This window comes from Pseudonocardia sp. Cha107L01, assembly GCF_052566575.1.
In genome coordinates, this window is sequence record NZ_CP199579.1 from 6,325,905 (window position 1) to 6,345,973 (window position 20,069).

At 70.1% G+C, this 20,069-nt stretch carries 20 protein-coding genes and 1 pseudogene; 12 read left to right on the forward strand and 9 right to left on the reverse strand.

What is annotated here, in order from left to right; all coding sequences use genetic code 11:
* Window positions 1-17: 17 nt before the first annotated feature.
* Window positions 18-593, reverse strand: coding sequence for a hypothetical protein (locus ACTXG6_RS29740; RefSeq protein ID WP_445182711.1), 576 nt, complete (start codon window positions 591-593; stop codon window positions 18-20).
* A 211-nt stretch (window positions 594-804) separates the two neighbouring features.
* Window positions 805-1,122, reverse strand: a complete 318-nt coding sequence (locus tag ACTXG6_RS29745; protein ID WP_445182712.1) for a hypothetical protein — start codon at window positions 1,120-1,122, stop codon at window positions 805-807.
* Between the two features lie 458 nt (window positions 1,123-1,580).
* Between ACTXG6_RS29745 and lepB the strand changes: the two genes are divergently transcribed.
* Window positions 1,581-2,333 (forward strand): signal peptidase I, encoded by a 753-nt coding sequence (gene lepB, locus ACTXG6_RS29750; protein ID WP_445182713.1) that lies wholly within the window; start codon window positions 1,581-1,583, stop codon window positions 2,331-2,333.
* Between the two features lie 98 nt (window positions 2,334-2,431).
* Here lepB and ACTXG6_RS29755 read toward each other — a convergent pair whose 3' ends face one another.
* The 4 genes from ACTXG6_RS29755 to ACTXG6_RS29770 form a co-directional block, all read right to left on the reverse strand.
* Window positions 2,432-4,075, reverse strand: coding sequence for an efflux RND transporter periplasmic adaptor subunit (locus ACTXG6_RS29755; protein WP_445182714.1), 1,644 nt, complete (start codon window positions 4,073-4,075; stop codon window positions 2,432-2,434).
* A 40-nt stretch (window positions 4,076-4,115) separates the two neighbouring features.
* Window positions 4,116-5,333 carry an ABC transporter permease gene (locus ACTXG6_RS29760; protein ID WP_445182715.1) on the reverse strand — a complete coding sequence of 406 codons (1,218 nt, stop codon included), beginning with the start codon at window positions 5,331-5,333 and terminating at the stop codon, window positions 4,116-4,118.
* Complete coding sequence (locus ACTXG6_RS29765) at window positions 5,330-6,049, reverse strand: ABC transporter ATP-binding protein (RefSeq protein WP_445182716.1); 720 nt, start codon at window positions 6,047-6,049, stop codon at window positions 5,330-5,332. The genes ACTXG6_RS29760 and ACTXG6_RS29765 overlap by 4 nt, the downstream gene beginning before the upstream one ends.
* A 685-nt stretch (window positions 6,050-6,734) precedes the next feature.
* Window positions 6,735-7,331 (reverse strand): LuxR C-terminal-related transcriptional regulator, encoded by a 597-nt coding sequence (locus ACTXG6_RS29770; RefSeq protein ID WP_445182717.1) that lies wholly within the window; start codon window positions 7,329-7,331, stop codon window positions 6,735-6,737.
* 162 nt (window positions 7,332-7,493) lie between these two features.
* Between ACTXG6_RS29770 and ACTXG6_RS29775 the strand changes: the two genes are divergently transcribed.
* Entirely contained in the window at window positions 7,494-7,685 is a 192-nt protein-coding gene (locus ACTXG6_RS29775; RefSeq protein WP_445182718.1) for a hypothetical protein, read from the forward strand.
* 22 nt (window positions 7,686-7,707) lie between these two features.
* Here the strand turns inward: ACTXG6_RS29775 and ACTXG6_RS29780 are convergent, their stop codons facing one another.
* Entirely contained in the window at window positions 7,708-8,232 is a 525-nt protein-coding gene (locus tag ACTXG6_RS29780) for a GNAT family N-acetyltransferase (RefSeq protein ID WP_445182719.1), read from the reverse strand.
* 194 nt (window positions 8,233-8,426) lie between these two features.
* Between ACTXG6_RS29780 and ACTXG6_RS29785 the strand changes: the two genes are divergently transcribed.
* Both ACTXG6_RS29785 and ACTXG6_RS29790 read left to right on the forward strand, forming a co-directional pair.
* On the forward strand, window positions 8,427-8,966 hold the full coding sequence (locus tag ACTXG6_RS29785) for a L,D-transpeptidase (RefSeq protein WP_445182720.1): 540 nt from the start codon (window positions 8,427-8,429) through the stop codon (window positions 8,964-8,966).
* A gap of 244 nt (window positions 8,967-9,210) precedes the next feature.
* Window positions 9,211-9,738, forward strand: coding sequence for a SixA phosphatase family protein (locus ACTXG6_RS29790; protein ID WP_445182721.1), 528 nt, complete (start codon window positions 9,211-9,213; stop codon window positions 9,736-9,738).
* Window positions 9,739-9,747: 9 nt separating this feature from the next.
* Here the strand turns inward: ACTXG6_RS29790 and ACTXG6_RS29795 are convergent, their stop codons facing one another.
* Complete coding sequence (locus ACTXG6_RS29795; RefSeq protein ID WP_445182722.1) at window positions 9,748-10,359, reverse strand: TetR/AcrR family transcriptional regulator; 612 nt, start codon at window positions 10,357-10,359, stop codon at window positions 9,748-9,750.
* A gap of 152 nt (window positions 10,360-10,511) precedes the next feature.
* Between ACTXG6_RS29795 and ACTXG6_RS29800 the strand changes: the two genes are divergently transcribed.
* The 4 genes and pseudogenes from ACTXG6_RS29800 to ACTXG6_RS29815 all read left to right on the forward strand — a co-directional run bounded on the left by ACTXG6_RS29800 (window position 10,512) and on the right by ACTXG6_RS29815 (window position 14,897).
* The gene (locus ACTXG6_RS29800; protein ID WP_445182723.1) at window positions 10,512-11,588 is read left to right on the forward strand and encodes a phosphotransferase; all 1,077 of its coding nucleotides are present in this window, start codon (window positions 10,512-10,514) and stop codon (window positions 11,586-11,588) included.
* Window positions 11,588-12,751: a TIGR03857 family LLM class F420-dependent oxidoreductase gene (locus ACTXG6_RS29805; protein ID WP_445182724.1), complete on the forward strand. Its 1,164-nt coding sequence runs from the start codon at window positions 11,588-11,590 to the stop codon at window positions 12,749-12,751. Before ACTXG6_RS29800 ends, ACTXG6_RS29805 begins: the two co-directional genes overlap by 1 nt.
* A 102-nt stretch (window positions 12,752-12,853) precedes the next feature.
* Window positions 12,854-13,210 (forward strand): annotated as a pseudogene (locus ACTXG6_RS29810) (VC0807 family protein); the annotation flags it as partial.
* Window positions 13,211-13,367: 157 nt separating this feature from the next.
* Window positions 13,368-14,897, forward strand: coding sequence for a S1C family serine protease (locus ACTXG6_RS29815; RefSeq protein WP_445182725.1), 1,530 nt, complete (start codon window positions 13,368-13,370; stop codon window positions 14,895-14,897).
* Between the two features lie 20 nt (window positions 14,898-14,917).
* Here ACTXG6_RS29815 and ACTXG6_RS29820 read toward each other — a convergent pair whose 3' ends face one another.
* Entirely contained in the window at window positions 14,918-15,670 is a 753-nt protein-coding gene (locus tag ACTXG6_RS29820; protein WP_445182726.1) for a M48 family metallopeptidase, read from the reverse strand.
* Between the two features lie 59 nt (window positions 15,671-15,729).
* On the opposite strand from ACTXG6_RS29820, the gene ACTXG6_RS29825 reads away from it, so the two are divergent.
* The 4 genes from ACTXG6_RS29825 (at window position 15,730) to ACTXG6_RS29840 (ending at window position 20,050) form a co-directional block, all read left to right on the forward strand.
* A complete protein-coding gene (locus ACTXG6_RS29825) occupies window positions 15,730-15,948 on the forward strand; it encodes a hypothetical protein (RefSeq protein WP_445182727.1) in 219 nt (72 codons plus the stop codon).
* A gap of 41 nt (window positions 15,949-15,989) precedes the next feature.
* The gene (locus tag ACTXG6_RS29830) at window positions 15,990-16,382 is read left to right on the forward strand and encodes a hypothetical protein (protein WP_445182728.1); all 393 of its coding nucleotides are present in this window, start codon (window positions 15,990-15,992) and stop codon (window positions 16,380-16,382) included.
* Window positions 16,383-16,508: 126 nt separating this feature from the next.
* Entirely contained in the window at window positions 16,509-18,473 is a 1,965-nt protein-coding gene (locus ACTXG6_RS29835) for a hypothetical protein (RefSeq protein ID WP_445182729.1), read from the forward strand.
* Complete coding sequence (locus ACTXG6_RS29840; protein WP_445182730.1) at window positions 18,470-20,050, forward strand: hypothetical protein; 1,581 nt, start codon at window positions 18,470-18,472, stop codon at window positions 20,048-20,050. Before ACTXG6_RS29835 ends, ACTXG6_RS29840 begins: the two co-directional genes overlap by 4 nt.
* The last annotated feature ends 19 nt before the right edge of the window (window positions 20,051-20,069 follow it).

Sequence of the window (20,069 nt, forward strand, 5' to 3'; positions counted from 1 at the left end):
CCGGGCGGCCGTAGCGGTCATTTGGGCGTGGTGAGGCCGAGGATGATGACCGCGAGCAGGGCCGCCCCGCTCATGAGACCGCCGGCCAACGCGAGAAAACTGTTGCCGGCAAGGCCCCCCACGATGGCGACGATCGCGGCCAGCACGGTAAGGATGACCAGCGGGCCCTGGATCTCGTCCTTCAGCGCGACCGGTGAATTCTTGTCCGAGACCTTCTTGCCCGAGGCCCTCTTTTCCGAGACCTTCTTGCCCGAGGCCCGCTCGACGAGACTCTTCTTTCCCCAGGCCCTCTCGACCGAGCTCTTCTTGCCGGCGGCCGCGCTGTCGGGCTCGTTGTCCCCCTGACGGGGAACCCCGCCGAGATCCGGTCCCAAGGGCTCACCGATGACCGCGGTGTTCTCGTCGTCGAAGAGCCAGCCACTCTCCGACTTCCCCGCACCCCGGCCTCGGATACCGGGAAGGTCCCGCAGTCTGGAGCGTGGTTTCGGTGTGCAGTCCGAGCAGGTGACCTGGCCGTGGTCGTCGCCCCGGGACAGAACTTCGCGGTGCAGGTCGCAGACCAGGTGCCCACATTGGTCGCAGCTATGGGCCACCGGGTTCTGACAGCTCGTCGAAGACTGGCATCGCACAGCAGAGCAACATACTCCTGGCCGTTCGGCGCCCGGTGGTGGTTGTCCCGCACCGCCGCGGGCAGAGACAACCGCAGGCAGAGACAACCGCGGGCAGAGACAACAGTGCAGGCCCAGACACATCCGGGGCCTGCACTGTTGGTAACGCTTCAGGAGTGGTTACGGCTAGGACCGATCAGTAGTTGGAGCCGGTGCCCCCGTCGCCGCCGGCTCCACCGGTGGCGTTGCACTGCGAGTTGTCGCCGCCCTGGCCGATCACGCCGGCGGAGATACCGATCGGCAGCACACAATTGACGGTGGCGTCGCCGCCATTCCCGCCGTTGCCACCATCGTTGTCGGACGAGCCGTGATATCCCCATCCGCCATTCCATCCGTCACAGCCGCAGTCGTGCCCTCCCGCGAATGCGGTGCCGGCCAACGCGGCCGAACCACCTGCCGCCACGGCTACGACCGCCGCCGCTGTCAGGGCACCATGACTAAGTTTGCGGATCACGCTTGCCTCCATGGATATGGCCGAAGTCTCTTATCGCCCCGGCTCGTCCCTTAGAAGTAGTACTCAGGGACCGGGATGTCCACAATCCGTACCCGCCACGCAGTCAGGAACACTCCTTCGGGGAAGACACGCCCGAACGAGGAGCTCGACTTTCGTCAATCCAGGGGATTTCACTACTCAAGGTGATCAATCTCGAGGGTTTTCTGACCTCAAGTAGGCGTTCCCGCTGCGTCCGAGTGAAACAAACCTGAGGTCGGCGAAGTTCTAAAAGCCAACCCTAAAGGGCCTATCTACTCGGGCTTCACTTCTTGTAGTGAATGCGGTCACCTCGGGTGGGCCGGTGCCGCGCGACGTGCGGTCATCGACACCGCGGGGTGAAGACTCATGCCCGGCGGGGTCGGAGCTGTCCGCACGGTGAAGGATGGGCCCGTCCACATGCTTCACAGTAGGGAGCACCGGTGATCCGCAAACACGGCCGACTGGCTACCGAGGAGACGGACGTGGCCTCACCCGAGACGGATTCTTCTCGCACGGACGGGCGTCCCCTGTTCGGCCGGGGCTTGCGAGTGCTGCTCGTGGTCGCCTTGCTGGTAGTACTCATCCCGGTATTCATCGCCCGGGTGTATGCAATCCCGAGTGGCTCGATGGAGACCACACTGCACGGTTGTACCGGTTGCAACAATGATCGTGTGTTGGTGGACAAGCTTGCCTACAAGTTCAGCACTCCCCAACCCGGGGACATCGTGGTGTTCATCGTCCCGGATAGCTGGCACAACACCGAACTCCCACAGGCACCGGTTACCAGCAACCCGCTGATGCGAGCTCTTGGCTCTATTGGTGCGGTATTCGGTATGGAGCAGCCGGACCAGACGGACTTCATCAAGCGGGTCATTGCGGTGGGGGGCCAAACAGTATCCTGTTGCGACGCCCGCAACCGGCTGATCGTGGACGGCAAGTCGGTCGACGAACCGTATGTCTACTTCGCGCCTGAGTTCGGCAAGGCCCAGCAGGCGGCGTTCGGCCCGGTCCGGGTCCCCCCGGGCAGCCTCTGGGTGATGGGCGACAGCCGGAACAACTCGGTGGACTCGCGCGCGGCCGCGAACGGGCCGGTCTCGGTGCGGAGCGTGATCGGCAAGGCCCGGTGGATCGTGCTGCCGCTGTACCGTTTCGGCGCCATCGGCAGCTCGACCGGAAGCACCGGCGACCACTAAGATCCCCGGGTGAACGAAGAGACCCGGGGGTGACGGTCACGCCGTCGCCCCCGGGTCTCTGTCCCGCCTTCCGCCCTACGCGGCGGTTCCCGGACCGGTCACCCCTGCGCGATGACGACCTGCTGGCCCTCGTTCAGCCCTTCCACGATCTCGGTATTGGTGTCGCCGATCATGCCGAGCAGCACCTGGACCTGGCGTTGGGTTCCGTCGGGCTGCATCACCTGCACCACGCCGGACTGTCCGCCCCGCTGCACCGCGGCGGTCGGCACCACGAGGACGTTGTCCGCGTTGCCCACGACGACCTTGGTCTCGGCGGTCAGACCACCCTTGAGCCGAGGGTCCACCCCGTTGAGCACGACCGAGACGTAGTAGTTGGTGACGTCCTGGATCTGCGTGCCGGCGGGGGCGACGGACGACACGGTACCTACCTCGGTCAACCCCGGGACAGCGTCGAAGCTGACCTCGACCTTCTGGTTCGGCGCGATCAGGGCGGCGTCCGACTCCTCGTACGGGGCGACCACCTGGAAGCTGTTGACGTCCTTGAGTGTCAGGAAGGACGGGCCGCCCGGACGCTGGGCCTTCGAACCGTTGGAGTCCTTGCCACCGACGCCGGAGTCCAGGTCCGGCAGCGACGCGCGGCTACCCGGTGCGAGCGGAGTGGTTCCGGTGGCCGACCCGAGGTACTCCCCGACCGTGCCGTTGATGCTGGCCACCGTCCCGGCCACCGGCGCCTTGAGCACGGTGTCGTCCACGCTGCGCTGCGCGCGGCGCACATCGACCTGGGCGTCGGCCACATCGGCCTCGGCCGCCTCGATGTCGTGCGGCCGGTCGCTCTCCGCACCGTCGGCGGCGTCCTTCGCGGCCATCGCCTCGCGCCGGGCGTTCGCCTCCGCGACCCGCTGCTTGGCATGGTCGATGTCGCCGCGCCGCTCGGCCCACTGGATCTGGTCGCGGTCGCGCTTGATCTGCCGCTGGTAGGACACGACCGCGGCCTTGCCGCGCTCGGCGCGCTCACACGCCGGTGAGTGCACGTTCAGCGGCGACTCCAGCAGCAGCCCTTTGTCGTTCTTGGAGGTGACGTCGGCGTTGTCGCCGTAGCCGTCGTAGCGGTGCGAGCCTCCGGTGACCGACCGGTTGCATTTCGACTGGTCGTAGCGGACCTGCTGCTGTGCCTGCTTCAGCGAGTCCTGATCGTCGCTCAACTGCTGGTGAGCCTGGTCCAGCGAGTCGGAGTTCGCCCCGTCGATCGCATCCGACTCGTCCTTGGTCGAGTCGTAGACATCCCTGGCCGCGTCGTGGTCGTCCCCGGCGGCGTCAACCTGGTTGCCGTCCCGGATCTTGTCCAGGTGAGCCTGTTGGCGCGCCACCTTCGCCTGGGCCTCCTGCAGGTCCGCCTGGGCCTCGAAGTCGTCCATCCGGGCCAGCACCTGCCCCGCGGTGACCTGCTGCCCGACCGTCACCATCAGCTCGACCAACTTGCCGGACTTCGCGAACCCGAGGTTCTGTTCAGTGATCGCCTGCAGCGCGCCGGTCGCCGCCACCGTGCGCTCGACGCTGCCCCGGGTGACCCGCACCGTCGTCGGCGACGAGCCCACGCCGGTACCGCAGGCGACCACGACCAACGCCACCGGGAGCATCACCGCGCCAGCACTGAGCCACCGACCCCGCCGAGTCGCGACAAGCTCCTCGGCTCGCGACATGGCCAGGCCGGTCACCTTCTGCCAGTGATCTGGTGCGTGCATCGTGCGAATTCCCCTTCGTGGACCGCGCGTCATTGCTGCCTCACTCGTACCTCAGTGCGTCGATCGGACGCATCCGAGCGGCTCGGTTGGCCGGATAGGCCCCGAAGAACAGGCCGATACCGAGACTGACGGTGAACGCCAGCACCACCGACCCGATGGACAGCTCCGGCGGGGCGAACTGTCCGAAACTGGCTCCCACGCTCTTCCCGGCCAGCGACAGGCCGACCCCGACGACGACGCCGGCCAGCCCCCCGAGACCGGCGAGCACGGTCGACTCGATCAGGAACTGCTTGAGGATGGCCTTGCGACGGGCCCCGACCGCCTTGCGGATCCCGATCTCACGGGTTCGCTCGGTGACCGTGACCAGCATGATGTTCATGACGCCGATACCGCCGACAAGCAGCGAGATCGCGGCAATGGCGACAAGGAACAACGTGAATACATCCGTCAGCTGGGTGTACTGGTGCAACAGCTCCAGGTTCGAATGGACCTCGAAGTCCTTCTGCGCCGGGCTGTTGACCTTGTGCCGGTCCATCAGCACGTTGGTGATCTTGTTCATCGAGGCCGGGACGGTCGCCTGGCTGGTGGCCTCCACGACGATCTGATCGACCGTGTCGTCGCCGCCGACCAGGTAGTTGCGCGTCGCGCTGATCGGCATCACCGCGACGTCGTCGTTCTGCCCGTTCGGGACGAGCACGCCCACCACCTGGAACTGCTGCCGCCCGATCCGGATGGTCTGGCCCAACGCCGCGGCCGGGAGCCCACCGAACAGTTGCTGCACCGGCTTGTCGCCCAACACCACGACCCTCGTGCTGGTACGCACGTCGCCGTCGGTGAAGAAGTTCCCGGCCGCCATCGTCCGGTGGAACGCCGCCAGGTAGGACTGCGACGAACCGAAGATGCTCGTGCGCCACATCGAGTTCTGGAAGTCCAACACCGCGCTGGCCTGCTTGACCGGCGTCACCGACAGCAGCCGCGGCGGCTGGCTGTCCTGCTGCAGCCCCTTCACGTCCTTGTCGGTCAGCGGCTGGCTCCGCCCGCTCGCGGCCACACTGCCGCGCGACTGCAGCACCCCGATCAAGTTGGTACCCAGCGAGGTGATCTGGGCGTTGAACCGCGCGGACGTGCCGTTGCCCAGCGCTACCAGCAGAATGACGGCCGCAACGCCGATCATGATGCCGAGCATCGTCAACAAGGACCGCAGCCGATTGGCCCGCAGCCCACGCACCGCAACATGGAACGCCTCAGTAAAGTTCACTCGGCGACCTCCACCGGAACCTGCGCACCAACGCCGGCCCGGTCGGCGGAGTCGGCGGAGTCGGCGACTACCCGCCCGTCACGCAACCGAATGACACGCCGCGCATACGAAGCGATCTCCTCTTCGTGGGTAATCAATACGACGGTCCGGCCCACATCGCTAAGTCGAACCAGCATCTGCGCAATCTCGGTGCTCGCGGTCGAGTCGAGGTTCCCGGTCGGCTCGTCGGCCAAGAGCATCGATGGCTCGGTGACCAGCGCGCGGGCGATGGCCACCCGCTGCTGCTGGCCACCGGAGAGCTCGTTGGGCATGTGCTGTGCACGATCGGCCAGCCCGACCTCTTCGAGCGCGGCGGTGGCGCGTTGGCGCCGGGTGCGGGAGCGGGCGTAGAGCAGCGGGAGCTCGACATTGACCACCGCACTGGTGCGGGCGAGCAGGTTGTAGGACTGGAACACGAAGCCGATCTTTCGACCCCGAATGTCCGCGAGTTCGTCATCGCCCAGCCCGGAGACGTCGACTCCGTCCAGCAGATAACGGCCCGAAGTGGGCACATCCAGGCAACCCAGAATGTTCATCATTGTGCTCTTGCCGGACCCCGACGGCCCCATGATCGCAACAATCTCACCCTCGTCGATCGTCAAGTCGACGTCGTCGAGCGCCCGTACCTCAACATCACCAGCCCGATACACCTTGCAAATACCTTCGAGCTGAATCATCGCCCCCGCCGTCGCAGCTTCGTTGCGCGAAGAGTCCGCCCCTCCCGGAGGACCCCACCCATTCCCAGCAACGAGGGTAGGACAGCGCGGATACGACACCGGTTATCTGATTACCCCTACTTACATGGGCGTAATTCTTCCGGGGGTCAGGAACCGCGGCCTCAATGAGTGTCATGTGTTCATGCGCCCCGCCGCTCTTCTGGCGGAATGACCTCGGGGTTTCCGTCGAGATCAGGGCACCCCACGTCCCCGCCCGGGCGCCCGCTCGAAGATCGGGAACACTCACCGTCAACTTGAGGCATCACTCGTCCCAGCGACCGTCCGGCGTGTCTGTCACCAGGAGTAGCTAACCGCAGATCTCATTGCAGAGCGTAACACCATGTTGCAGAGAGTGCACTAGCGCTATGTAACGCGCTCGATGCGACCGGGCCGAGGTTGAATCGGGTCAGCGGCCCACCAGGGCGCCACCGGGGCCGGACAGCCCGCGAAAAGTCGCGCCCGGCGGACAGGCGCGATCGCACCATAATTGACGACTCAATAACCTCTACCCGGGGCGGCGAAAAGCCTTCCACTCTATGGCGGATGGGCACGCCGAGTCGGGCGTCAGAGGAGGTCGTGCCGGTATCCCCGGAACAAAGCCGGGCTCAAGGATCACTCTTTTACGGCCGGGACAGCCGTGGAAAGGTCAAGAAACGAGGCCCTGGCGAAACCCATGGGCGACGGCCTCGGCCCGGTCTTTCACGCCGAGCTTGCGGAACAACCGGCGGGCGTGGGTCTTGATGGTGTCCTCGGACAGGTAGAGCTCGCGGCCGATCTGACCATTGCTCTTGCCCTGACTCATCCCGAGCAGCACCTGCAGCTCCCGCTCGGTCAGCGCTGAGACGGGGGCTGTGCGGGTCACGGGTGCCTGCACCGCATTACTGGTGAGGATATGGGTCAGCGCCGCCAGTAGGTCAGGCCGCGAAGCGTCCCAGCGCAGATATCCGCGCGCCCCGCCGGCGATGGCCGCGGTGATGCTGCCCGCGTCGTCCGGAGCGCCGAACACGATGGCATTGGCGGCCGGGAACGACGCGAGCAGCCGACGAACAGCATCGATACCGGTGGGAACGGCCCGCTGGGTCCCCACCAGCACGACGTCCGCCGACTGTCGGGAGTACCGCGCCACCAGCTCGTTGCCGTTCGCGACAGCGTCGATCCGCTGCAGACCCGTCACCGCCGACATCACGCGAGTGAGACCTTCACGAACGCTCCGGCGATCGTCGCAGATCAGTGCCGTCGTCATAGGTACGCCTTCCTCAAACCGCTGCTAACAGTCGGGTGCACATCTCATATGCCGTATCGGTCGACGCGGAAGAGATCTTGAATGCGAATCGCAAAATTCTTCAGACAGGCATCACCTCACCGGCGGCTGATTCCGTCGGTACCCGGGCCCTACCGTGATCCCGTGGCGTTCTCCGCTTCCGGGCCCTGCTGCCCGCTGTGCAATGAGGAGATGACCTGGGTGCTCGGCCCCGACCCGGCACCCGAGGTCGACGCGCACTGGCTGTGCCAGGAAGGCGACCGGTGGCGGCACATCGGTGGGGAGGGCGAGCTGGCGAAGCTGTCCCACAAGGATCAGCCCGGCCCAGGCCGGTAGGTACCTCCCGGCGGCGGGTGGGTCAGTCGACGCCGCGCTCCATCGCCACGCCGGCCAGGACGACTCCGTCGGGCATGGTCAGTGGGACGCGCGCGACCTCGGTGAAGCCGAGTGCCTTGTACAGCGGCACCCCGGGCAGAGTCGCCATCAACGCGAGCGACCGGAAGCCGGCTGACCGGGCCGCCCCGACAGAGGAATCCAGGATCGCCCGGCCGAGGCCGCGCCTGGTCCAGTCGCGCCGGACGAACATGGCGCGGATCCTGGCCGGCTCGCTCGCCGGGTCCAGCAGGCGGCCGTCGGCACCCGCGCCGGTGCCGTTGAAGAGCTTGTTGCGCAGGCTCCACCCGCCACACGCCACGACCTCGCCGCCGACCTCGTGCAGGTAGTAGGTGCCGTCGTCGATCAGTGCCACGTCCAGAGCGGCGATGTGCACCGCGGCGCTGGCCACCTGCGTCTCGTCGTAGTAGGCGGGGAACAGGTCCAACACCGACGAGCGCATCAGCTCCGCCACCGCCGGCGCATCCGCTGCCACCGCAAGCCGCTGCACTGGATCCACCGCACCACGCTACGTCAGGCAGCCAGGTCATTTGACTGATCAGGCGGCGGGTACGTTCCTGACGACTCTCAGTCGCAGCCACGGGTGCGGCAGTCACTCTGACGGGGATGCCTCGTTGATCCTCAGGGATGCACGTCAAGGAGACTGGATTGGCCGCACGGACTGCGGGCGCGGTTCGCGCCACGATGACCTTTGTTGTGTTCGCGGTGTGCACGGGCGCCGCGCTGGCCGGGCTCGCCTCGCCCGCGTTCGCCGCGGTCGACCTCGTGCCCGGCACGCCGTGCGACATCACCGCCAAGGCCTGCGTGGACCTGACGACCCAGCGGGCCTGGCTGATCCACGCCGGCGCGGTGACCCGGGGGCCCGTGCCCGTCGGCTCGGGAGGTCCCGGTCAGGAGACGCCGACGGGGACGTTCAACGTCCTGTCCAAGGACAAGAACCACAAGTCGGCGGAGCAGGGCGGCACGCCGATGCCGTACTCGGTGTTCTTCGCCCCCGGCGGGGTCGCCTTCCACGGTGGTGACCTGCGCAAGGCCTCGGCCGGCTGCGTGCACATGCAGGACGTCGACGCCATCGCCTTCTTCGACACCCTGCAGATCGGTGACCAGGTGCAGGTTCGCGCGACGCCGCCACCCCGGCCCAGGCCGAGGCGGCAGTCACCGCCCTCGACATCCCCGGCACCGGCGCTCCCCCACCTGAACCTGCCCTCCCGGCCGCGCAACTGAGCCGACCGGCACGCTGGGCGCCGGCCAGCGGCGTGTGCGGCACCCGGTTCCGGCTCCCCGAGCTCGGCATGGGCTCGGATCATCCAGCCGACCGCGCGGCCTGCCGAGATGCTCCGCGCCCCCAGCGCCGACGCCGTACGAGCCGTCCTCATCGCAGGCCGACCCGTCACTCGGATGGCATCCGTGGACGGATAGGGCTACACACAAGCAGCGAACCGAGTCAGCCGCGGCCGGAGGAGCATTGGTGCAGCCGACGAACGAGACCCACCACCTGGTCCTGCTGCGCCACGCCAAATCCGCCTGGCCCGACGTGCCGGACGATCAGCGTCCGTTGGCGCCCCGCGGCCGGCGTGACGCACCCGAAGCCGGGCGATGGCTGCGCAGCTCCGGTCACACCCCGGACCAGGTCCTCTGCTCCCCCGCCCAGCGCGCCCGCCAGACCTGGCGACTCGCCGCCACCGGCCTGGACCCCGCGCCGCCGGTCGACCACGATCCCCGGATCTACCATGCCGACGTCGAGCTGCTCCTGCGGGTGCTGCGCGAGGTCCCCGAGCACATCGGGACGCTGCTGGTCGTCGGACACGAACCGACCATGCGGGACCTGACCCTGCACCTGACCGGCGGCGGATCTCACGACGAGTCCGACGCGCTCCAGCGGGTACGGCTGAAGTTCCCCACCTCGGCGATCGCCGTGCTCGGCCTGACCGGCCCGTGGGCCGGGCTGGACGCCGACGGTGCGCGCCTGACCGACTTCGTCATCCCGCGCGGCTGACGCGCGACACTAGAGCGCCCGGAGCGGCCCAGCCTCGAGGGCGTCGAAGGCGTCTTCCAGGTGCAGCACGACCGATCGTGCGTCGGCGGGGTCGGTGGTGCTCGCCTGGGCCCGGAACGCGGCGCGCAGGCCGGCGACGATGCACGCGGCGGTGAGCCGCGCGCTCACGTCGACCGGGCCACCGGGATCACCTCGGCGGGCCACGAGCTCGGCGAGCCAGTCCTCGTACTGTTGACAGTAGTCCAGGTAGCGGCTGGTCAGCGCCGGTTCGCGGTGGAACAGGCGGACCCGGGCCGCCGCGAACTCGGGGTCGCCGGCTTCCCAGGTCCGGGCGTGCTCGAGCATGGCGGCACGGATGTCGGTCCACGTCGAGTGCTCGTCGAGGCTGCCGCTCAGCACCTCCAGACGGTCCGGCATGTCGAAGAAGACGGCGTCCTCCTTGCGCGGGAACAGCCGGAAGAACGTGCTGGCCGAGTAGTCGGCGGTGAGCGCGATCTCCTCGACCGTCGTCGCCCCGAAGCCGTTCACCTCGAACAGCCGCACCGCGGCGACCGCGAGCTCACGCCGGGTGCGCTGGCGCCGACGGTCACGGGCGGTCTCCGGGGCGGCGGTGGGGGGCACAGCGGTAGAGGTTACCGGGCTCAGCGCGAGTTGGACTCATCTTGCGTGTCAGAGCCGTATTGAGAGTGACTCTTATTACGCACTAGACTGCCGCCGGCAATCCGGCCAGTGCCCAGCCGGGCACCCGGCGACCGACCACCCAGGAGCCACCGATGCCGATGGCGACCATCCCCACCGCCCTGGCCGCGCTCGACGCCGCCTGGTTCGACAAGGTGCTGCCGCCCACCGCCGACGGCGGCGGACCCCGGGCCGCCGTCACCGCCATCTCGGTGGAACCGCTCGCGATCGCGGGGGCCGCCGGCGAGCTGGCCAGGGTCCGGCTGCGGTACGACGCGGGAGCGGCCGGTCCGGCGAGCGTCATCGCCAAGTTCCGCGGCACCTCGCCGACCCAGCAGGCGATGGACGGCGCCCTCGGCATCTTCGACCGGGAACACCGGTTCTACCGCGAGGCCGCCCCGCTGCTGCCGGTCGCCGCACCGCGCTGTTACCACGCCGGCGACGGGCACCGGGCGCCGCTGCTGCTGGAGGACCTGTGCGACCTGCGGATGGGCGATCAGGTCGCCGGCCTGGAGCTCGCGGACGCGGAGCGCCTGATGGACGTGCTCGCCGACCTGCACGCGGCGTTCTGGGAACAGCCGGTCCCCGCCGGGTCGGGGTGGACCGTGTCGCTGTCCGACCCGACGTTCGCCGGCATGCTCACCCAGCTCATCGTCAGTGGCGTCCCGGAGCTGCGGCAGCGCTACGCGGGCCGTGTCCCGGCCGGGCTGTTGGCCTCGATCGAGGAGGCCGCGCCGGACTGGGCCGCGGTGCTGGCCCGCTGCGACGAGGGGCCCCACACCCTCGTGCACAACGACTGCCGCTCGGACAACATCTTCTTCCGGCCGGGAGGCGAGCCGGTGTTCATCGACTGGCAGCTGCTGGCACACACGCGAGGCACCCAGGACGTCGCCTACCTGCTGTCCGGCAGCCTCGAGCCCGGCCTGCTCCAGGAGAACTGGGGGTCACTGCTCGAGCGCTACCACCAGCGGCTGAGCACCCTGGGTGTCGTCGGTTACTCCTGGGAGCAGTGCGTCGTGCACTACCGCCAGAGCCTGCTGTACACCCTCGCACCCGGCATCGCGATGCTCGGCGCGATGGCGATCGCCGGTGACGAACGCGGCCTGGCCGACACGCTCGTGCTGCGCACGTTGACCCACGCCGCCGAGCTCGACGCGTTCGGGACGCTCTGATGGCCGCGCCCACGGCCGCGTCCACGATCGCGGCGGCTCCCGACCACGGCCTCCCGCCCCGGTTGGACGACCTGAGCGCCTACGTCATCAGCGGTCGCGTCCTGGCCCGGGCCCGCGAGTCCCGCTACGTCACCGATGCGCGCAGTGCCGCGCAGGGCATCCAGGACGGCGTCGAGGCAGAGCAGCTCGGTTTCCGCCGGGTGTTCCTGTCCGAGCGCTGGAACCTGAAGGAGGCCGGCGTCCTGCTCGCCGCGATCGCCGCCCGCACCACCCGGATCGACGTCGCCTCCGGGATCATCACCGCGCCCGCCCGGCACCCGCTGCACGCCGCCGGGCTCGGCGCCACCATGCAGGCCGCGTTCGGTCCGCGCTTCGTACTGGGGCTCGGGCGGGGCAACCCCGGTTGGTTGCGGGGCGCCGGCCTCAGCATGCCCACTTACCCGGCCCTGGTGGACTACGTCGACATCCTGCGTCGGCTCTGGGCCGGTGAGCAGGTCAGCTACGACGGCCCGGCCGGCACCTTCCCGCACCTCGCGCTGGAGGACGTCGACCCCGACGTGCCGGCGCCACAGGTCTGGTTCGGCACCCTCGGGCAGCCGCTCGGCGCCCGGGCTTGCGCGGCAGCCTTCGACGGCGTGCTGCTGCCGCCGGTGTTCACCCCGACCGCCACCGCCGCGATCGTCGACCGCCTGCACGAGGAGTGCCGCCGGATCGGCCGCGACCCCGCGACGCTGCGGATCTGCCAGTCCGTCATCACGGCACCGGACCTGGACGACACCGAGACCAGGACGCTGGCCCACGCCCGCGCGGTCACCTACCTCGACGCCCCGGGCTACGGCGAGATGCTGGTGCGGCTCAACGGGTGGGATCCGGCTCCGCTGCGGGCGCTGCGGGAGCACGAGCAGTTCCGCGGCATGGACTCGGTCAGTGACCTCAGGTTCCACCGCGCCGACCTGCTCGGCCCCGCCGCCCTCGTCCCGGACGGGTGGATGAGCGAGTCCTGCGCCCTCGGTTCGGTGCCCGAGTGTGTGGCGACCCTGCGCCGGTTCCGGGACGCGGGCGCCGACGAGATCGTCACCTACGGCAGCACTCCCGCCCAGAACGCCGGCCTGGCCGCCGCCTGGTCGGCCCACACCGCGGCCGCGAAGCCCGGCGGGGGATGACATCCGTCAGGTGCGAACCGTGACCGTTGTCCGGGGTTGAGGGACACACACGGGCAGATCCTTGGGTGGTGACCACAGAGGCAGCCGGCAACAAGGCAGCCGCGGTTCGCGGTGCTGAAGGACTCGCTGACCAGCTTCCTGGCCGGGATCTTCTTCCTCGGGAGTTGTGCGCTGCACCGGCCGCTGGGCTACCACGCCGCCCAGCGGTTCGCCGGGCCCGCCGGGGCCGCCGGGATCCGGGCCCGCTACGGCGAACCGCTGGTGCGCCGGCGGTACTACGTCAGCTCGCTGGTCTGGGGCGGCGGCCTGCTGGTCGAGTCCCTGCTGCGTGTCCCACTGGTCTTCCTGCTGCCGATCGACGGCGCGGTGGCCGCGTCGAACGTGCTGATGGCCGTCACGTACACGGTGCTGATCAGCTGGACGATCCGCTCCGCCAGGCGGACGGCCGCGGCTGCCTGAGCCCGCCCCCCGGATGCACGCCCCGGTCGGTCACCTTCGGTGACCGACCGGCCGCCGTTTCCGCCTCGGATGGGCGATCAGGTAACGCCAGGGTGACCGGGGGCGACTGTCAGGTAGCAACGCGGACACCGGTCGCACTGGCGTAGAGGAGGGGCCTGTGAACCACCCGTCGGGCGGATACGGTCCGCCGCCGGGCGAGTGTCCGCCTCCGCGCCACGGTGGATACGGCCCGCCGCCGCACCAGGCGTACGGCGCGCCCACCGACTACTACCCGGTGCCCCAGGACCGGTACGACCCGCCCGCCGGCCACTACCCACCCGCCGGCCACTACCCACCCGCCGGCCACTACCCACCCGCCGGCCACTACTCACCTGCCGGCCACGGCCCGCCCGTCGGCTACGGCCCGCCCCCCGCCGGCCATCGCCCGGCGACCGGTCCATATCGACGGCGCTCAGCGTGGTCCGCCCCGGCGACGCGCGCGCTCGCCCCACCCCCCGAGCGCGCCGGCACCGGCCTGAGCGGCGTGTTCGTGGTGCTGATGATCGTCGCGGTTGTCCTGATCGGCGCGATGGGGCTGCACCAGGGCGTGTTCCGGATCAGCATGCCGTCCTGGGCCGAGCAGGCCCAGGCGTACCAGAGCGAGCCACCCGGCCCAGTGCAGAACCGCACACCACTGACCACCGACCAGGCGTCCGCACTGCGGCGCCAGGTCGCCCCCGGCCTGGTCGACGTCACCGCCGAGCTCCCCTCCCAGAACGCGATCGGCGCCGGCACCGGGATCGTGCTCAGCTCGAGCGGCGAGGTGCTCACCAACAACCATGTGATCGCTGGTGCGTCCAGCCTCAAGGTCACCGACATCGGCAACGGCCGAAGCTATTCGGCGACCGTGATCGGCTACGACCAGGTGCACGACATCGCGCTACTGCGGATGCGCGGCGCGTCCGGCCTGCGCACCGCAACCCTCGGCGACTCCGACACCGTGCGGGTGGGCGACCAGGTGGCCGCGATCGGCAACGCCGGCGGGGTGGGTGGCCGCCCGAGCGTGGTGACCGGCCCGGTCACCGCCCTGGGGCGTTCCATCACCACCAGCGACGAGCTGACCGGTCAGGCCGAGCACCTCACCGGGCTGATCGAGGCCGCCGCCGATATCCGGCCCGGCGACTCCGGCGGTCCGATGGTCGACAGGGCCGGCCGGGTCATCGGGGTGGACGTGGCCGCTTCGGTCGACACCCGCAGCCAGAAACCGGGCGGCACCGGGTTCGCGATCCCGATCAACAACGCGATGGAGGTGGTCAGCCAGATCCGCGGCGGCAGCACCAGCGCGGCCGTGCACATCGGGGAGACCGGCCTGCTCGGTGTCGCCGTCACCGGATTCTCCGACCGCGCTGTCCGGGATGCGCTGGCCGGGTTCAACCGGGCACACCCCCAGTCGCGGCCGCGGCTGGGTTCATCGGCGGCCGGTGCATTTGTGGCCGGGGTAGCCGACGACTCGCCGGCCGACGAGGCCGGGCTGTCACCAGGTGACGTGATCACCTCGGTGAACGGCACCGACGTGAACTCGGCCGAGGAGTTCAACCGACTGGTCGGCCCACACCGGCCGGGCGACCGGATGACCCTCGGGTGGGACGACGCGAACGGCCAGGCCCAGGCCGCGACCGTGGTTCTGATACCGGGACCGCCCAACTGAGCTGTCCGGCCCGGAGACAGTTACCCCAGGTCAGGGCCGGACACCAACCCACTCGCGGGCTGATACTCGTGGAGTTCGTGACCGTGCAGCCGCAGCCAGGCCGCCTGCTCCCGCCAGTCCGGGCGCACCGATTCGAGCAGCCGCCAGAACGACCGTGAATGGTTGAACTCGCGTAGGTGGCAGAGCTCGTGCAGCACGACATAGGCCAATATGTCGGACGGGGCCAGCACGAGCCGCCAGGAGAACGAGAGCCGTCCGACGCGCGAGCACGAGCCCCATCTGGTCCGTTGGTCGCGGACGCCGATCGACTGGTAGCGGACGCCCAAACGAGCCGCCTCGGGCTCGGCCGCCTCCTGCAGCCTGCGGTGGGACTCACGGCGGTACCACCGCTCGATCGCGGCGGCGGCGGCCGTGGCGGTGCCCCCGACGACCAGCCGGCCGTCCTGCAGGGCCGCGACCGGTCGACCGGCCTCGCGGTAGCTGACCGGCACGGGTTCGCCGGCCAGCCAGACCGTCCCCGGTCGCTCCAGGAACAGCTCGCGGGGACGCTCCGCAACCGCGCGTAATGCCGCGACCTTGTCGGCGAGCCAACGGCGATTCACCGCGATGAACTCGTCGACCGACCTCTCCCGGACACCGGCGGGTACCACTACCTCCGGCGGATGCCGAGGACCGACAACGAGGCGCATCGTCCGCGCCCGGCGGGACACCCGAATGCGAACCACAACCACGCTGCCGTCGATGACCAGCTCCCGCGACGGCCGATCACCCATGAACCCATTATTCATCGACCACCACCGGTACCGGCGACCGCTTCGACACCGTCGTTCCGGTGGTGAACCAGTTCCTGGCCCGCGGGCTCGTCAGCGGGTGGGGGCTGCACCTGCTCTGGACCGCGGTCGCGGGCGCCGGCATCGGCTGGTTGTACGTGCACCGGGACACCTCCTGGGCGCGCCGGGCCGTGGTGGCGGCGCTGGCGTTGTGCGTGCCGGGACCGGTGCCGCCGGGGCGGTCCGTCGCCTGCAGCGCGGCCAGGCCGAACTGGCCGTGATTCTGTGCGGGCCCAGCGGCCCCGGGCGCGGTGACGCGCCCATGGACCCGGCGGGGGCGCGGGCGGCAATCCGGGCGGCGCGGCAGGAACTGGGTGCCAAGGGAGCGCTCCCGACCGGGGCAGGTGTGCCCCGAGGGGGCACGGCGAACGGCTGGCTCGCCCTCGCATCGGCGGTGGCGGGACCGGTGGGGCTCCAGTTGTTCCTGGTACTGAGCACCGACGTGTGGGGGCCGCCGACCCTGCTGACGATCGCGTTGCTGCTCACCGGGCTGGGAGTGACGCCGCTGGTGCTGTGTCAGCGAGCGGTGCGCGGCGCCCGGACCTCCGGCGACCCCGCCGACGTCCGACTGGGTCTCGCCGTGCTGCCGGGGCTCGCCGGGCTCGGGCTGGCAACGGTGTTCGCCGTGGCCGCCGTCAACATAACGCTCAGCTGACCGGGCCGTCGCCGCCCCGGACCAGGTTGACCTGATCAGCACGGTCTCGGACAATCCGGTCGGCGGTCCCGGACGTCGGCCCCGCCCACCACCATTCGGACCAACAGTGGCGGACGGGGGACGCGGGTGGACGGGCGGACCGCGCTGCAGCACGCGATCATGAGCGTCCCGGTGCCGGGCGCGCCGCCGCGCCAGTTCAGCGCAGCCGCGATCGGCCTTTCCTTCCTCGACTCGGCACTGCGCCTCAACCACGTCCGTCGGCTCACCGAGCGGCTGACGATCACCGACCACCGGGTGGCCCGGCGGATCACCGAGATCGACATCAGCCTCCGGATGCTGGACTCGGGCCAGCGCCACGCCGCGACCCTGTCCCGGGAGCTACGCAATGCGGGGCCGCGCCGGGGCGGCAGCCGAGCGGACCGGATCTGGGTCCCGGTCGCGCGCATCTCCCGGCAGAGTGCCGCCCCGGTCGAGGTCTTCGACGCCGCTGGCTCGCGGCTGCCCCGGTTGACCCAGTACGAGGCGAGCCGGCTGCTCGCCTCGGGACTGTTCCGGCTGCTGCGCGGGATCCTGGACAGCCTGCCCTCGGCCACCCCCGAGTCCGACCTGCACCGATTCCTGCACCGGGCGCACGAGTCCGAATGGCTGGTACAGCACGCGATCGACATCCTGATGACCGAGCGCCACCGACCCGAGGCCGTGCTCCCCCGACTCACCAGCGAAGGTGTCCTCGAGGGGCAGGGAGCGCGCTACCGATCACTCGCGCTGGCCGTGCTCGACAAGCACGAGGCGGTCCTTGCCGACTTCTTCGAGCTCTTCGACATCGCGCTGGACAACGACCTGCTGATCGTCGCCCTGGAGCCCACCACCGACGAGCACCTGCTCACCTACGAGACGGCACTGCACGTCGAACCGGAGATGCAGCCCGGGCGGCGGATCGCGCGGCTGCTGCGGTCCAGCGCGGACGGCTACTGCCTGGACTACCGCAGCCACATCTCCTCATCGATCCCGGCGTACCACCTGGTCGTGGAGACCGAGGCGGGCGTGGACATCGCACGGATGTACCTGAGCACCGACGCCGACGCCCGAACCGCCGACACGCTGCGCACCGACCTGACGGTCCTCGCGCAACGCCTGGAGAACCAGCGCCGGGACATCGAGCGGGGCACCCCGAGCCGCGCCTCGAGCAAGATCCTGGAACTGCAGATGCAGACGACCCTGCGCATCCTCGCCGACCTGGTCCGGCGCCGGCGCTGGGACGCGGCCCAGGCGGGGATGGCCATCCCGACCCAGCGCATGGTCGCCTGTACCAGCCTGGCCCTGCTCGCGGTCTCCGGCGAGGGCACGGCGGGCCGACAGGGCGAGGTCGACAGCTCGATCCTGCGCCATCCTCGGCTGTTCCCCGAGCATCTGCGGCAGGCGGCGGAGGAGCTGTACGACGAGGAGCTCTACCTGGACATGGCGCTGGAGAACGACCCGACCAGCAGTCGCGCGCACGCGAACTGGCGCGGCTCGGCGCAGGCCGCGGTCACCGGGACGCCCGTGCAGATCAGGGCGGGCATGCTGCTGCGGGACACCACGGCGGCCGGGCCGCGCAGAGTGTGTCTGTACGCCGTGATCGTCGCGATCGTCGGCTACGTCCTTGCCGCGTGCCTCGCCCGCCTCGGCTGGCCCTTCGGTGCCGAGGCCCGGGTGACGCTCGGCGCCATCAAGGACCCCGACGCCGTCATCTCGGTGCTGCTGCTGGTGCCGGGTTTCCTCTACACCCGGCTCGCGCTGTCGGACCGGCACTCGGTCGCCGGGCATCTGCGGGCACTGCCGCGCGCGGTGGCCAACCTCTGCATCGGGGTCGTCGCGGCGGTCGGCGGTGTCGTGGCGGCCGGGCTGCCGGGTGGCTGGGTCGAGGTCGCGTTCGGGACCATGGTCGTCGTCCCGCTGGCCGGGGCGGTGACGTTGCTGCTCCGCAGGCGGACCGGCCGGGAGACCGCCGAGCTGGTCCGCCTTGGCGCGCCGCGCTGGCTCGACGCTGTCGACGTGCCCCGCGTCCGGGGCGACGCCCGGTTCTTCTCCGCGCTCGGACGCGGCCGGTGACGGCCTCCACCCGTGCGCTGGCGGACCTGGCCCGCGCCGGCTACCGCGTGTTGCACGAGCCGTCCACCCAGGTCGAGTTCGAGATCCACCACCTCGCGGACCGGCCGGGCGCCCTGGTCGACATCGCCGCCCGCGGCTCGGACAGGAGCGGGTTCGCCGAGACGTTGTCGTCCGGCGCCCACGGTGTGGGTCTGGTCATCGGGACGCGGATCGGCGACTCCCCCGCGCGTCCCGGCTCGCGGGAGCACCAGCACGGCGCCTGGGTCGATCTCGAGCACAACGCCGGCGACCGGTTCGGCTTCCGTGGCTCCGAACGGCCCAACCTGACCTTCCAGCACGAGTCGGCGCAGACGTTCGAGGGTGTGATCTCCATCGAGGACGAGCCGAAGCGGATGCTGCTGCGGCACGGCCTCGCGGTGTTGGACACGCTCCAGCACATCGCCGAGACCGCACTGCAGGCCGGGGAGGCACCCCTGCTCACGCTGCAGTGTCCCGCTCAGCTGCCGCCGACGAACTCGTTCCGCGAGAGCGGGGGAATCAACGGCCGGGTGATCGAGCCCGCGAGGTCCTCGTCCATGGCGATCCGGTTCGCGATCGCGCTGCAACGGCCGAGCGCGGACATCCGGTTGCAGATCGCCGACCGGCTGGCCCGGCACTGCGAGGACCGGGGACTCGGGCTGTGGCTGGCCGACACCCGCCCGGGCTACCGCACGGGCAACTGGTTCCTGGTACTCCCGCACGACCGGTCCAAGGCACGCGGCCGGTACCGGCACGAGGCCGACCACCGGCGCGCGAGCAACGCCGCCGAGGGTTGCCTGCCGCTCACCCTCGTCGGTCCGGCCCGCGAGGGGTCGATGCACGCGATCCTGTCGTTCCTCGGCCAGTTCCCGGCGATCGGGCTCCTCGGGTGCTCCATGACGGTGCTCGACGAGCTCGCCTTCCTGCACCTGCAGCTCTCGGTGAACGGTGCCTCCCGGGCCAGGCTCGCCGCCGTCAACAGCGGCATCGCCGACCTGCTCGCGTCCGGCGCCGGCCCGGCGGACGTGCTGCCCCAAGTGGTCCAGCAGTTGCTGCGCGACCACCGGGTCGAACTGCCGGGCGAGGAGCACACCGGGCGGCTGATCGACCGGGCCGGCGACTACCAGACCGTGGTGGGCCCGGCACTGCCGGTGGTCGCCGACAACGTGCGCCGCGTCCCGATCTGGATCGGCTGGCAGATGCGCAAGTCCGACGCCGGGTTGCGCACACCCCTGCTCGCCCTGCATCGCGCGGTGGACCGGCTCGGGTTGACGGAGGCCGACGAGACCGGCGCCCGGTCCGGCCCACCGAACATCGAGTACCTGATCTGCCGCCAGCTCGGCGCAACGGTGCTGCGCGGCAAGGGGAAATTCGCGGTCGCCCGGACCCAGGTCGAGCGCAGATTCAAGGACAACCGCCGGGGGGCGGCACAACTGGCCGCGGATCTCGAGGACGCCTGGAAGGCGCAGTTGCGGGCCGACGGCGACGAGGACCAGTTCAGCGACGTGTCCGTGTCGTCGCGCGAGTTCCTGCTGGGCGGCGGCTACCCGTCGCTCTAGGAACGTCGCTCCAGGAACC